Origin of the sequence: Brevundimonas sp., from assembly GCF_965278935.1 — a bacterium.
Classification (GTDB): Bacteria; Pseudomonadota; Alphaproteobacteria; order Caulobacterales; family Caulobacteraceae; genus Brevundimonas.
The window spans coordinates 1,443,591-1,457,607 of the sequence record NZ_OZ257124.1; the positions used below are offsets into that span (position 1 = coordinate 1,443,591).

The following is a 14,017-nucleotide window of genomic DNA, read 5'->3' on the forward strand; positions in this document are numbered from 1 at the left end:
AGCAGCTACGCTCGCAGGCGCTCACCGGATGCCGATCAGTCGCGGGAGAGGGTCATGTGGACGACGTCCGTACGGCCCGAGCGGAACCCGGCCTCGCAGTAGGCCAGGTAGTACCGCCAGAGGTGACGGAACCGCTCATCCTTGCCAGCGGCGGAGCCGGTGTCAAAGGCGATCCGCCAGCGGCGAAGCGTCTCCGCGTAGTCGGCGCCGAAGCGGCGAACCACCTGTCCCTCCAGCCCGGCCGCCTCAGTCGCTTTCGCCAGACGGGGTTCGGACGGCAGCATGCCGCCGGGGAAGACGTACATCTGGATGAAGTCGGGCCGTCGACGATAGGTGGCCAGAAGGTCGTCGCGGATGGTGATGATCTGCAGGCCCGCGCGGCCTCCGGGCGTGAGCCGGGCGCGAACGGTTTCGAAGAAGGTCGGCCAGTAGGCCTCGCCCACCGCCTCGAACATCTCGACCGAAACGATGCGGTCGAAGGATCCCTGAACGTCGCGGTAGTCGATCAACTGGATCGAGACCTGGTCGGCGAGCCCGGCCCGGGCGATGCGCTGGTCGGCGAAAGCCTTCTGGGACGGCGACAGGGTGATGGCGGTGACGCGAACCCCGCGCTCGCTGGCCAGATACTCGGCGAACCCGCCCCAGCCGCACCCGATCTCGAGCACCGAGTGGCCCGGCCGGATATCGGCGGCGTCGGCCAAGGCCGCGTACTTGGCGTGCTGGGCGGCTTCCAGCGTCTGGTCCGGCGCGGCGAACAGGGCGGAGGAATAGGTCATCCCCCGGTCCAGCCACTGGGCGTAGAAGTCGTTGCCGAGATCGTAGTGCGCGACGATGTTCCGGCGCGAACCCTTGCGGGTGTTGGACGAGAAGGCATGGCGGACCGCGTCGATCGCGCGCGCCACGGGGTTTCCGCCCACGAGACGCCCCAGGTGATCGTAGTTGTCGGCGAAGGCGAGGAGCAGGGCGGGAAGGTCGGGCGTGTCCCAGTCCCCGGCGACATAGCCTTCGGCGAAACCGATATCCCCACGCCGGACCATCCGCGAAAAGGCCCGCCAGTTCCGGATGCGCCAGACGACCGTCTGCGGGGAGGCGGGGCCGACCTCAAGCGTCCGGCCCGCCGGATCGACGATCACCAGACGGCCGACCCGCCAGACCGAGGACAGCGCTCCCATCAAGGGACCTGCCCAGGGCGGCCGGCCCTCGCCGTACGAAGCGGTCTCGATCACGCCTGGAGTGTCGGTCATCATCTATCCCATTCGATCGCCGAAGGCCGCGACGATACCATGTCACGCGGGGCGTGCGGTGGATCTCATCACGCCGCCCTTGGCTGAACGCTCCGAGTTACGCGGGCGCGGGTGGGTCGGATGCGACAGAAGCTGCCGGGCGTGCAGGCTGGCGGTCAGATCAACGACCTAAGGACTCCAGCTCAAGGTCAGGCCAATGGTCCGGGGCCGCAGAGGCGTACTCGCCAGACCTTCCGGCAGGCGGAACGGGTCTCCGAACGAAAACGTATTCGCCTCCGTGTCGAAGGGATTGTCCACGAACGCGGTCGCCGACCAGTTCGCGGCCTGAACTCCCAACGAGATGCGACCCGTCGTGTAGCCGCCCATGCGGGAGCGGCGCTCGGCGTCGAAGGTCAGATGCGAAGGGCCGACGTAGGCGAGATTTCCATCCGCTTCGAGACTGAGCCCCCACGGCAGGGGGCGATGGTAGGAGGCGAGAAGGTTGGCGGAGATGGCGGGCACCCCGGGCAGGCCGGCGTCGCCACGCGAGTTGAACGAGGGGCTCGGCCGGGTGATCTCCGGGTCGGCGAACAGGGCGTTCGTGTGGATCTCCAGGCCGGCGGTCGGTCGCCAGGTCGTCTCGATTTCGAGGCCCTTGTTGGCGCCGTCCCCGACATTCACCGCATAGGTCAGACCGCTGGGCAGGAATTGGTCGCTCTGGATGTTGTTCCAGTGCGTCGCGAATACGGCGACGCGAACGCGCATCCGCTCATTCCACAGGAAGCCCTTTGCGCCCGTCTCGAAGTTCCACAAGGTATCGGGAATATACTCGCGCCCGGGCAGGCCGACCGCCTGCGTGAATCGCTGACCTGCGGGGCCGGCGGTGTTGAACCCGCCTGCCCGGTGGCCCTGCGTGACCTCGGCGTAGAGGTTCCAGTCGTCGGTCCAACGCCAAGCCGCGGCCAGCTTGGGCGAGAATCCGCTGGTTCCGCCCGACCCGCTGAACGGTCGCACCACCGACCCCTGGGTGACCCGGGACGCGACCCTGTATCGGGCGTCGTAGTACCGCACGCCCGCGGTGAGGGTCAGCCGGGGTGTCGCGTCATAGGTGATCTCGCCGAAGAGCGCGCCTTCGTCCAGTTGATCCGACCGCTGCTCGTCGTAGGCCTTCGCCACCACGGGGAGCAGGGAGGAGACGAGCGTGTCCGTGCGCATGTCGCTGGTGGACAGGAAGGCGCCGGCCAGCCAGCGGAACCGTCCCGTGCCTGGCGAGGCCAGCGACATTTCGGTCGTCAGGAGCTCGATCTCCTTGCCCTCGTCCAGAGCGCCGATGAGGCCTCGCGATCCGAACTGCAACAGAGCGGTGGAGGCGTCGTAGCGGCTCTGGAAGTCGTGTCGAACATAGCCGATCGAGCCCTCGAACCGGCCCCAATCACCATGCCCGTCGACGGTCGCGTAGGCGGTGTCGAATTCGTTCCGGTGCGGCTCCCGCACCAGATTGGCGCGGCGGAAACGACCCAGACCCCGGATCACATAGTGGGTGTCCTCCGTATCGATCGACTGATGGAGCCCGCCGACGCCGAGGTTCCAGTTCTCAGACATCGGTACAGTCAGGGCCAGCCTGCCGCCCCTTCGCGAGCCCTGGTTCACGCGCGGCAGATTAAGCCCGACGTCGTTGATATAGCCGTCGAACGCCTCCTCGTAGGCGACGGCCCGGAGCGCGACGCGACCGTCCAGCAGCGGCAGGTTCACCATGGCCGAATAGTCGCTGTTGGGGCCGCCCGAGCGGGTTTCCGACCGCGTAAGCGAGATGTCGCCATAGAAGCCGCTGAAGTCGGGCTGGCGCGTCATCGTGCGGATGACCCCGCCGATCGAACCGGTGCCGTAGAGGGTCCCCTGGGGACCGCGGAGCACCTCGACCCGGTCGATGTCCACGAGTTTCAGGTCCGGATCCGGGGCGCTGTATGTGATCGGGATCTGGTTGAGATACAGGGCCACCGTGGACTGGGTCAGGCCGGTGAAGGCGCCGTCCGACATTCCACGCAGCAGGATCTTGTTTCGGCCGGACCCGAGATTGGTGACCGTCATCCCGGCCGTCAGCGAGGCGACTCCCGTCATGTCGTTCACGCCGTCGCTCTCGAACCGGGTTCCTGCGATCGCAGTCAGGGCGGTCGCGACCTCCTCGGGCGTTTCAGCGCGACGTTCGACCGTGACGACGATGTCGCTCAACTGCGTCGCGATCTCGCTCTCTTCAACGACGGGCGTCGCGACGGGCGGGGTAGGGCGTCGTGGCGGCGAAGGCGGCGGCGCGCGTCGGATCAGGATGGCGCCGTCCCCGCGCACCGCATAGGCGCAGCCTGATCCGCTCAGCAGTCGGTTCAACGCCGCGTTCAGCGACATCCGCCCCCGGAGCGCCGGAGCGGATCCCCGGCAGGCGCGGATATCGCCTCCAAGCGAATGACGGGTCTGCAGCGCGAGGGCGAGCAGTGCTTCGTCCATTCGCTGGCCCGGCATGTTCAGATTGAAGGTCTCGGCCCCACGCGTCTGGGCCAGGGCCGGAGAGTCGATAAGGCCATTCAGCCCTGCAGCAAGAAGCAGTGTCAGGATCGCCCAAGGGGTCGCCCAACGGCGACAGGCACGGCTACCTGCCGTCACGCGCTTCCATGTGAAGCCCGCCAGCCGTCTCAGTCACTCTGATCGGAACGAATTCCTGCAACTGTCTCAACATCGTAGCTTCATCGCCTATACGAAGCGCACCGGTGAATTTCAGCGCTCCAGCGGAGGCCTCCACTTTAACCGGTTTGTCGAGATAACGCGACAGATCATCGGCGACAGAGTCGAGATCGGTATTGCGATAGACCAGAACGCCCTGTTGCCAGGCCGAGGTCTGGTCGGGATCCACGCGCACGACGACGGGAGCCGCCTCGCCAGTCTGGTCAATCCGTTGGCCCACAGCCAGCCGGACCGTCTCGGGGATCCCGTTTCCGGAGACCGCGACGAGGCCGCGTCGCACGCCGACGGAGAACTCGCCGTTATGGCTGAGCACGTTGAAGGCGGTCCCCAGAACGCGGACTTCGTGATCTCCCGCGGCGACCGTGAAGGGACGCGCGGCATCGTGGGTCACGTCGAAGGCGACCTCGCCGCCGGTCAGAGCGACCTCGCGATCATGTTTTCCGATCCGGACGCGCAGGTCGGAGTGGCGGTTCATCGTCAGGCGGGAGCCGTCCGAAAGAACCAATTCCCGGGAGGCGTCTGCGGTGCTGAAGGTCTGGAACCGGCCCGTGCCGGAGATTTCCGGCCAGAGCCCGACGACCATGAGCGCCGCCGCCGCCATGGCCAGCGAAGGCAGCCACACGCGGCCCGGACGCTTGCCATGACCGTCGCGTCGTGCGCGGGGCTCCGGCCAGGCGTCGTTGGCCACGAGGGGCGGAGCCTCGGTCTCGCCGGCGGGCGTCTCCTCGTCCAGCGCGACCCAGACCTGTTCGATCAGGTCGTAGGCGTGGCCGTTGGCGGGAGAGGCCTCCAGCCACGTCTGGAAATCAATCCACGCCGTTTCGGGAGCGTCCGGATCGCTCAGGCGGACGAACCAGTCCAGCGCCTGATCATGCAAAAGGGTCGTCGTCATCGAGCGTTGAGCCAATTTCGCGTCACTGATCTGGGCGCCTGACCCTTTGACGGCGCCGATAAGCCAGCGCCTCCAGACGAAACGCCGATTTTTTGAATCGTCCGGTGGATCATTGTCGAACCTTGGCCGTCAGGTGGCGGAGAGCGTCCATCATGTGCTTCTCCACCGTGCTCCGGGAAACCTTGAGATTCTCCGCGACCTCGGCGTAGCTCAGTCCGTCGAACTTGTGCAGCCGGAAGACCGCCTGGGTTCTGGGGGGCAGGTGCGTGAGCCCCTCCATCAACGCGGCGAGACGTTCGCGGCCGGCGACGACAGCCTCGGCCGACGGCGCATCGTCGATATCTTCGGTCGGGCCGGCGGTGCGGGTGACGTCGCGCCAGGCCGTATCGCGAACCGCGGATCGCCGTCCCGAGCGCCAGCGGTCCATCATCAAATTGGAGGCCAGCCGGTACAGATAGGCCCGGGGTTCGCGCACCTCGGTCGCGGCGTCCACGGTCGCCGCCTTGAGATAGAGGTCCTGCAGCAGGTCCTCCACGTCGGCGGCAGGCCCCAGCCGCGCCTGGAAGAAGCGGCGCATGGCTTCACGCTGCTCCAGATAGGCCGTCAACAGCGAGGACGCGGGCGACGCGGTCAAAGCCTCGATATCCTCCGTATGCAATCGATCCAGGCGGGCCGTCACCGATCCCGTCCGAAACCTAATGCAGCCCTGAATTTGATGAGGCAAGCGGCCTCGGGCGCCGTCCCTCTTCCGTGGCTGTCGTGAGGGCCGAACGAATAGACGGCCTTGTCATGAAGACACCCCCGCTGAAATCCGCCTATCCGGGCTGGCTCGCCGGCCTGCCGAAACTGCGCTGAAGCCCTCGACGCATTTTCCTTTGAGGCGCCGACGGGCCGGCGCCGTCTTCCTTTCCGAGACCGCTTTTCGGCGGCCGGTGTGGGGCACGAATGTACGATATTTGGCGGTCCGGTTTCGTCAGACGCTCGCTGTCCAGCGTGCGGGCGACGGGCGTCGCGTCGGGCGACGTGACCTGGCTGCCGGATCAGGGCCCGTTCGCCTACGTGGCCGATCCGTTCGGCATCGTTCGCGACGGCCTGCTGACCGTCTTCGCCGAGCATTTCGACTATCGTAGCCGCCGCGGGGAAATCCGTTATTTCCAGTATGACGAGGCCGATGTCCTGGTGGGCGAAGGCGTCGCTCTCTCCGCGCCGTTCCACCTCTCCTATCCGTCGCTGATCGAGGATGGCGGCGAGCTCTACATGCTGCCCGAGGCCTACAAGAGCGGGAGCCTGACCCTGTACCGTTGCGTCCGGTTTCCCGATCTGTGGGAGCCCGCGGACCGTCTGCTCGACATTCCGGCCATCGATGCGACCGTCGTCCGCCACGGTTCGAAATGGTGGATGTTCCATGCCGTGCCCGGCCCCGCGGATCAGGCGATGCGCGAGTTGCACGTGACCTGGGCGGAAACGCTCGCTGGTCCGTGGACGCCGCATGCCGCCAATCCGGTGCGAACCGGATTTCGGGCGTCGCGCCCCGGCGGGACGGCGTTCGAGATCGACGGAGTCCTGCATCTGCCGGTCCAGGATTGTGCGGAAACCTATGGCGCGGCGATCAACCTGCTGCGGATCGATACCCTGACGCCCGAGGCCTTCGAGGCCGCCGTCGTCGAACGTTTCGAGGCCGGCGACCTGCTGCCGGGCTTTGCGGACGGCTTCCACACCCTGTCGGGTCATGGGGACGTGACGTTCATCGACGTGAAGACCGTTCAGCGGTCGGCGGCGGAAGGCTGGATCCGCACCCAGTACAAGGTGCGCCGCCTGTTGGGCCTGAACGGTCCGAAGGTCAGGCGGCGTACGACAGCCCGCCCTGACGTGGCGTTCGCCGGTCGAGGCGCCTGAGGATGCGGGTCGCTGTCGTCATGCCTCGCGGCTCACAGATGAGCCGCGCCAAATTGAATTCCATGGAGACCGTCGCCGGCGCGATGCTGGCGTCCAGCCGTCTGAAAGGCGTCACGCGGGTCATCTGCGATGGCGGAGCGCCTGATCCCGTGCTGCCCGATCTGGTGACCGTGCCCGAAGGGTTGAGCAAGTCGAAGCGGGCCGACGCGGTCGCTCGCGCGATCGAGGCGCTCGACCCGATCTATGTCGAGTACCACCAGCAGCTGGAATCCTCGGCGGCCCTGGCGCGGCGGCTGCCGGGCCGGGTCCACGTCCTCTACCGGCATACCCGCATCAAACCGCCCCGCGGCGCGATCGGTCGAATGCGCTACGAGGCGCGACTGGCGGTATTCGACCAGCTGATCTTCGTCAGCGAAGCGGCGCGGACCGAGTTCGTGACCGACTATCCGCGTTTCGCCGACAGGGCGTCCGCGATCTGCAACCCCATTGATGCGAAAGCCTGGGCGGGCGACCCGACCCAGCGCGACGAACTGATCGTCTTCTCGGGCCGGGCGATGGCGGAGAAGGGGCTTGAGCCTCTGTGCCTGGCGCTCGAGGTCGTGCTCGACCGTTTCCCCACCTGGAAGGCGGCGCTGATGCTCGGCGACTGGGATCGCCACGAAGGGTGGGCGCAACCTCGTCTGCAGCCGCTGGAACGGTTCGGAAGCCGCGTCGTGATCGGCAAGTCCGCGTCGCTGGCGCAGGTGAAGGCGGTCACGCGTCGCGCCGCCATCGCGGTCACGCCGTCCTTTGTGGCGGAAGCCCTGGGTCTTTCCGCGCTCGAGGCGCACGCAGCGGGGGCGGCGTTGATCTCTTCCGGTCGAGGCGGCCTGCGTGAGGCCAGCGGCTCTCACGCCGTCTACGTCGAGGACCCGCAGGCGCCGGCCCTGGTCGAGGCGCTGACGGAGCTGATCACGAATCCGGCGGGGCGTCTGGATCTGGCCCGCTCGGGACAGGCCTTCGTCGCGGCGACCCACTCGCCTGTGGCCCGATCCGCCCAGCTGGACGACCTCAGGGAGCGGTTGATGAGGCGTCGGACGCCCTCGCTTCCAGCGCGCCGGAATACCGTGGCCGACCTGTTCTCCCGTGGGTCGCGATGGATTGCGTCGGGTTCGCCCTGGGCGACGGCGCGGTCACAGTTCGCAGACGAAATGCGAACAAACGCAGGGTTCTCTCGGTCGTCCCTGAGCGACCGATAGATCGATCGCCGTTGTCTCACGGCGGCGGTCACCGCGGGGCGGCTGGACAACATGTCCCGTCGCCCCGCATTCAATTGACAAGCGAGTCGTCGACGCGGGTCAGACGACGGAAGACGACGAGGACGTTCAGTGGGCCTACGCACTTTCCTGGCCGGAATTTTCGGCGGCGACGCCGGCAAGCGAGCGCTCCAGATCCGGCGGTCCAGCAAGATTCTCGCCCTGCCGGATCGCAAGATGCTGGCGGACGTCTATATCCCGGCCCTCGCCGCGGAAGGCGGCTCCATTCTGTGGGTCGGGTGTCGCGCCTACACCGCCGGCGACTACGAACGCCTGGAGGCGGGCGGAGGCGAGACCTGGACCAGCGATATCGATCCCGGCGCCGAGCGCTGGGGGCGGGCCGGACGGCATCGCACGGGCGACGTCTGCGCCGCCCACGCCATCTTCGCGGACAAGGTGTTCGACGCCATCGTCTGCAATGGCGTTCTGGGCTTCGGCGTCGACGCCCCGGAACAGCAAAGACGGGCGCTCGAGGCCCTGGCGCATATTCTCCGGCCGGGCGGGCGGCTTCTGCTGGGCTGGAACGTCGACAAGATCGAGGACCCTATCGCCGCAGGGTTCGCCGAGCCTTGGTTTTCGCCAGAACCTTTCGCGGGTCAGCCGTCCAGAGTGACGTTCGCCGAGACGACTCACGTCTACGATTCTCTCGTCCGGAGGCCCCTTTCCTCCTGAGCGATCAACGGGATCTCACGCGAGCGCCAAGGGCCGGCCGACCCGCGGGGCTCACTCGCTGGTGATGACGAACTTTTGCCCGGTCGCCCTTTGGGCGTAGGTCTTCACGTGCGACAGGCGCAGCGCCTGGGCGAGTGAAATCCGGTCGCTGAAGTGACTGGCGAAGGTGGTGGCCAGTTCGGCGATCGCGCGGTTGCGCAAGCCTTGCGCGGCCTCGGGGCCGATGCGGGCGAGGAAGGGCGGCAGCAGCCAGCCGCCGATGCTCCATGCAAAGCCGATGGCGCGCGGCAGCTCGGTCGAGCTCATGTCTAGGCCGCCGTAGATATAGACCTGCTTGTGGCGGTTCGATCCGTAGCGGCTGTACTCGCCGCCCTCGCGGTTGATGGCCGCCTCCATGGCGATGAGGATCTGGCCGGCCAGACGCCCGCCGCCGATGGCGTCGAAAGCGAGGGTGGCGCCCGTCGCGTGAATGGCGTCGGTCAGTCGGGCCATGAAGTCGGGGGCGGTGCTGTCGCAGACGTGGGTCGCGCCCTGCGATCGCAGGAGTTCGGCCTGTGCCGGGCTGCGCACGATGCTGACCAGGGGGATGCCGTCCTTCAGGCACAGGCGGTTGAGCATCTGGCCCAGGTTGGAGGCCGCGGCGGTGTGGACCAGGGCCGTATGATTTTCGCGGCGCAGGGTCTCGACCATGCCCAGGGCCGTCAGGGGATTCACGAAGGCGGCGGCGCCCTGTAGCGATGTCAGGCCTTCGGGCAGGGGAAGCGCCTCGCGGACCTTCAGACGGCGATACTCGGCATACATGCCGCCCACGGCGGCGGAGACACGGCGACCCAGAAGGTGTTCCGCGCCTTCGCCGGCCGCGATCACCAGACCGGCGCCTTCGCCGCCCACGGCCAGGGACTGGTCCAGTCGGGCGGCGACGCCGGCCAGCCGTTCGGCCGGGACGGGGGCGGTCAGGGTGGGGCGGTCGTCCGAGCCGCCCTCGATGGCGCTGGAGAGGTCGCCCGGGCCGATGAGCAGGCCGAGATCCGACGGATTGATCGGCGTGGCCTCGACCTTGATCACGACCTCGCCCGGGCCGGGAGCCTCGATCTCGACCGGCTCAAGCGAGAGCTCCAGCCGGCCGTCTGCGGTGATCAGCGACCGCAGCTCGAGGCCGGAGAGGGGAAAGACGGGGGATACGGTCATGGTGTCTTCTTCGTTGGAGGTTCGGGAAGATCGATGTCGAAGCGGGCGCAGATGGCGGACACGCTGGTGATCAGGAGGGCGTCTGACATCTCGGCCGGGCCGAGAATCTCGCGCAACTCCAGACTGACGACGCCGTGCATGGCTGCCCAGACCGCGCGCATGGCGAAGTCGGCGTCCCGCTCCGTCATCGAGGGACGGCACTCGACGAGGCTGGTCCGCATCGCCTTGAAGGTGGCCCAGCCGTGTCGGCGCGCCTCCAGAGAAGGCTGGAAGCCGACCGCCGCTTCACCGAACATCACCGAGTACAGGTCGGGATGGGCCAGGGCGAACAGACGGTAGGTGCGGGCCGAAGCCAGAACGCGTTCGCGCGGATCGGAGCGTGCGGCGGGCCCGACCATCTCCGCGCTGAGACGGTCGAAAGCGCCGAGATAGACGGCCTCAAGCAGGCCTTCCTTGCCGCCGAACAGGGTGTAGACGACCTTGGTCGAGGCGTTGACGCGGTCGGCGACGCGCCGGACCGTCAGGGCGGCGAGGCCTTCCTCGGCCAGGATGCGGGCGGCGGCGTCGATCACCCCGGCCCGGATTTCGGACCGGGCGGAGCTGCGGGACAGGCTGACGTCGACCTCTGGCATTGCGTCGTCAGCATGCGCATGGCAACACTGTTACCGCAAGCAACGATGTTTCCGATCTGCGGTGGGGGCCAGCCATGACGAGCGAAGCGACACAGGCTCTTATGGCCCGGCTGAAGCGCACACTGCGGATTCCGGTGATTGCGGCGCCCCTGTTCATCATCTCGGGTCCGAAGCTGGTCATCGCCCAGTGCCAGGCCGGCGTCGTGGGATCGTTTCCGGCGTTGAACGCGCGGCCGGCGACCCTGCTTGACGAATGGCTCCACGAGATCACCGAGACGCTGGCGGCCTGGGACCGCGATCATCCTGACCAGCCGTCGGCGCCGTTCGCCGTCAACCAGATCGTTCACAAGTCCAACGACCGGCTCGACCAGGATCTGGAACTCTGCGTCAAATACCGCGTGCCGATGGTGATCACCTCGCTGGGCGCGCGGCAGGACCTGAATGCGGCCGTGCACGCCTATGGCGGCGTGGTCTTCCACGACATCATAAACCAGACCTTCGCCCGCAAGGCGGTCGAGAAGGGCGCCGACGGTCTGATCGCGGTGGCCACCGGGGCCGGCGGCCATGCCGGTGTTCAGTCGCCATTCGCCCTGGTTCAGGAAACCCGCGCCTGGTTCGACGGGCCGCTGGCGTTGTCAGGTTCGATCGCCACCGGCGAAGCGGTGCTGGCGGCCCAGGCGATGGGCGCCGACTTCGGCTACGTCGGCTCGGCCTTCATCGCCACCGAGGAGGCGAACGCGAGGACCGGCTACAAGCAGGCCATCGTCGACGGCGGCGCCGACGACATCGTCTATTCGAACCTGTTCACAGGGGTGCACGGCAACTATCTGCGCCCGTCGATCGTGGCGGCCGGGCTGGATCCGGACAATCTGGCGGCCTCGGACGCCAGCGCGATGGACTTCGGTTCGGGCGGCGGCATGGACAAGAAGGCGTGGCGCGACATCTGGGGCTGCGGCCAAGGCATCGGGCCGATCAAATCGGTCCGGTCGACCGCGGCCTTCGTCGACAAGATGGCCGGGGAGTACGCGGCGGCGAAGGCCCGGCTGACGGGCGCCCCGTCGCGCTGACCGGAGCGGGCGAGGCGGAGAGCGAAACTGGATCGTCGGCCGCGTCGAGAATCACATGGCGGTTGGCGCTGGGGGCGAGGGGGTTGTCTCGCCGGCGCAGGGAACACCCGGCCCGGTGGTCGAGCACAACCTAAAGTTAACGGCACGACTTTAAGGTAAGCATCGCACTGGAGACTGCGATGACCTTGATCCGACGCTTGCGCAAACTGGCCGCCCAGCCGGCCTTCAAGGCCGAACCCGTCAGCGTTCTGTCCCGCGCAGCCTGGCTGACGGCCGCAAGTTCGGTCGGGCGCAATCCGACCTTCCACCTGACCCGCGACGGGCGCGAACGGATGCGCGCGCCGGCGGACCTGCGATACACCACCATCACCGCCTTCCTTTTGCGCGACTGGGTGGAGCCGGAGCTGCGTCAGTTGCAGCGCTTGCTGTCGCCGGGCGATGTCTTCATCGATGTCGGGGCCAATGTCGGCCTGTATGCGCTGAAGGCCGCGCGTCTTGTCGGCTCCTCTGGCCGGGTGCTGGCGCTGGAGCCGGGGGCCGAGGCCTATGGCCATCTTCAGTCCAACCTCGCCCTGAACGCCTTCGCCTGGGCCGAGCCGATGAAGGTCGCGGCGTCGGACAAGGCCGGCGAGGCGGTGCTGCATCACATCCCGCTGGGCAACGACCCCCAGGCCTTTTCCCTGATCGCCAATGCGCGCGCCGAGGAGGGGGAGACGGTCGAGACCCTGACGCTCGACAGTCTGATCGAACGCCGCAGTCTGAAGCGCGTCGATCTGATCAAGATCGACGTGGAGGGCGCGGAGCCTCTGGTGATCGCGGGCGCGCGACGGATGCTGGCGAAGTTTCGGCCCGCGGTCATCTTCGAGTGCAATGCCCACATCAACGCCGGCGGTGATACGGACGCTTCGGCGACCGAAACCTGGGACATGCTGGCCGAGGTCGGCTACCGATTCCATCGCCTGGTCGGAGATGCCTTCGTGCCGATCCAGAGCGCCCCGACCGAGTTCTGCAACGTCATCGCCGTCCATGCGGACCGGTCGGCGCCCTTCGCGTCAGAGGCCTAGCTGAGGCAGGCGGCGGCGGGCGGCGCCGTTGACCGCAAGCGCTCCGCCGATCCAGATGCAGGTGCTGGCCAGGGCGGCGCCGACGGCGCCGAAAGGCGGGGTCAGGGCCACGCAGAGGGCGAGGCAGAACACCAGCTGGATGAGGCTGATCCGGCGCAGGATCCGCTCTTCCCCGGCCATGGCCAGCAGAAGATCGCGCGACGGGAACAGACAGTAGGCCAACTGACCCGCCAGCAGGATCAGTAGAACCGGAGTTCCCTGGGCTGTCGGGACGTTCAGCAAACCCAGCAGCGGCCCGGCTCCGAGACCCAGGGCGACGATCAGGGGCAGGCAGAGGGCGACCGTCACGCGCCGGTTGTCGATGGCGGCGGCACGCAGGGCCGTCCAGTCCGCCAGCCGATGGTGCCGGGCGAAATGCGGCGCCGACATCGCGCCGAGGCTCAACACCACGATGGTGACCAGCATCGACAGGCGGTTGCACAATGAGAACACGCTCACCGCGTCCGGCGCGGCGAAGGCGCCGAGTACGAGAACGGGGATGGTGATCAGGGCCGCCTGGCTGACATCGACGACCATCAGCCGTCGCGCGCCCCGCCACAGGCCGGGCAGGGGGACCGTCGGGTCTGTGTGCGGATGGCGGCGCGACCAGCGCGTCGTCAACACCAGACCGGCGCCGAGCAGGGCGCAGATGCCGAACGATCCCGCATAGGCGATCAAAAGCCGGTCCAGACTGTCCGCACCGAGACAGAGGGCGGCGAGAGACAGGACGGGCGGCAGGGCGTTCATCACCATCTGACCCGCCGCCCCGCGTTCCAGTCCGATCAGGATATAGGCGACCGCGAAGGCCAGGTTCTGGATCGGGACGATCAGGGCGGCCAGCATCAGAGGCAGGGCCATGTCCGCCTGACCCGTCCAGTGACGGGCCACGAACGGCGCGGCAATGGCAAGCAGCAGGCCGGCGACGGTGCTGGCGATCAGGATCGCCCCGCCGGAGGTCACGGCCGCCTTGCGCGCCGCCCGGACATCGCCGACCGCGAGTTCGGCGGCGACATGGCGCGTCACGGGCTTCTCCATTCCCAGACGGGCGACCGTCGAGACGATCTGGATCACGCCGAGTGCAAGGAAGAACCGGCCCGCGTCGTGCCCGCCCAGTTCGCGCGCCGCCAGGGCATAGAGACAGAACTTGGCCGCCGCCTCCAGACCTCGCGCCCCCAGCGACACCGACATCCCCCGGATGCGCCCCAGCCAGGCGGACAGGTCAGGTCGCGCGATCTTTGCAGTCGAGGCGGGCGGCAGGTCGAACGGCATGCGGGCTCCGGGACGCGGTCGCATCTCGTTTACCAATCACATGCTAC

The 14,017-nt window shown here is 67.7% G+C and carries 12 protein-coding genes; 5 read left to right on the forward strand and 7 right to left on the reverse strand.

The genetic code is table 11. The features are described 5' to 3' along the window. Positions 1-35: 35 nt before the first annotated feature. From ACQY68_RS07150 to ACQY68_RS07165, 4 genes are all read right to left on the reverse strand, one after another. Positions 36-1,244, reverse strand: a complete 1,209-nt coding sequence (locus ACQY68_RS07150) for a class I SAM-dependent methyltransferase (protein ID WP_428152354.1) — start codon at positions 1,242-1,244, stop codon at positions 36-38. A gap of 168 nt (positions 1,245-1,412) precedes the next feature. Further along, positions 1,413-3,878, reverse strand: coding sequence for a TonB-dependent receptor domain-containing protein (locus tag ACQY68_RS07155; RefSeq protein ID WP_428152355.1), 2,466 nt, complete (start codon positions 3,876-3,878; stop codon positions 1,413-1,415). Beyond that, complete coding sequence (locus tag ACQY68_RS07160) at positions 3,865-4,848, reverse strand: FecR family protein (RefSeq protein ID WP_428152356.1); 984 nt, start codon at positions 4,846-4,848, stop codon at positions 3,865-3,867. Before ACQY68_RS07160 ends, ACQY68_RS07155 begins: the two co-directional genes overlap by 14 nt. A gap of 109 nt (positions 4,849-4,957) precedes the next feature. Then, positions 4,958-5,482, reverse strand: coding sequence for an RNA polymerase sigma factor (locus ACQY68_RS07165; RefSeq protein ID WP_428152357.1), 525 nt, complete (start codon positions 5,480-5,482; stop codon positions 4,958-4,960). A gap of 311 nt (positions 5,483-5,793) precedes the next feature. Between ACQY68_RS07165 and ACQY68_RS07170 the strand changes: the two genes are divergently transcribed. From ACQY68_RS07170 to ACQY68_RS07180, 3 genes are all read left to right on the forward strand, one after another. Further along, complete coding sequence (locus ACQY68_RS07170) at positions 5,794-6,744, forward strand: glucosamine inositolphosphorylceramide transferase family protein (protein ID WP_428152358.1); 951 nt, start codon at positions 5,794-5,796, stop codon at positions 6,742-6,744. A 2-nt stretch (positions 6,745-6,746) separates the two neighbouring features. Beyond that, positions 6,747-7,982, forward strand: coding sequence for a glycosyltransferase family 4 protein (locus ACQY68_RS07175; RefSeq protein ID WP_428152359.1), 1,236 nt, complete (start codon positions 6,747-6,749; stop codon positions 7,980-7,982). Between the two features lie 129 nt (positions 7,983-8,111). Next, complete coding sequence (locus ACQY68_RS07180; RefSeq protein WP_428152360.1) at positions 8,112-8,711, forward strand: methyltransferase domain-containing protein; 600 nt, start codon at positions 8,112-8,114, stop codon at positions 8,709-8,711. A 51-nt stretch (positions 8,712-8,762) separates the two neighbouring features. On the opposite strand, the gene ACQY68_RS07185 is transcribed toward ACQY68_RS07180, so the two are convergent. Next, positions 8,763-9,899 carry a zinc-binding dehydrogenase gene (locus ACQY68_RS07185; protein WP_428152361.1) on the reverse strand — a complete coding sequence of 379 codons (1,137 nt, stop codon included), beginning with the start codon at positions 9,897-9,899 and terminating at the stop codon, positions 8,763-8,765. Continuing rightward, positions 9,896-10,531 (reverse strand): TetR/AcrR family transcriptional regulator, encoded by a 636-nt coding sequence (locus tag ACQY68_RS07190; RefSeq protein ID WP_428152362.1) that lies wholly within the window; start codon positions 10,529-10,531, stop codon positions 9,896-9,898. Before ACQY68_RS07190 ends, ACQY68_RS07185 begins: the two co-directional genes overlap by 4 nt. A 74-nt stretch (positions 10,532-10,605) precedes the next feature. On the opposite strand from ACQY68_RS07190, the gene ACQY68_RS07195 reads away from it, so the two are divergent. Continuing rightward, positions 10,606-11,598, forward strand: coding sequence for an NAD(P)H-dependent flavin oxidoreductase (locus ACQY68_RS07195; RefSeq protein WP_428152363.1), 993 nt, complete (start codon positions 10,606-10,608; stop codon positions 11,596-11,598). A gap of 179 nt (positions 11,599-11,777) precedes the next feature. After that, positions 11,778-12,662: an FkbM family methyltransferase gene (locus ACQY68_RS07200; RefSeq protein WP_428152364.1), complete on the forward strand. Its 885-nt coding sequence runs from the start codon at positions 11,778-11,780 to the stop codon at positions 12,660-12,662. Here the strand turns inward: ACQY68_RS07200 and ACQY68_RS07205 are convergent. Beyond that, a complete protein-coding gene (locus ACQY68_RS07205) occupies positions 12,651-13,970 on the reverse strand; it encodes a lipopolysaccharide biosynthesis protein (RefSeq protein WP_428152365.1) in 1,320 nt (439 codons plus the stop codon). The two genes, ACQY68_RS07200 and ACQY68_RS07205, sit on opposite strands and share 12 nt — an antisense overlap. Positions 13,971-14,017 lie beyond the last annotated feature (47 nt).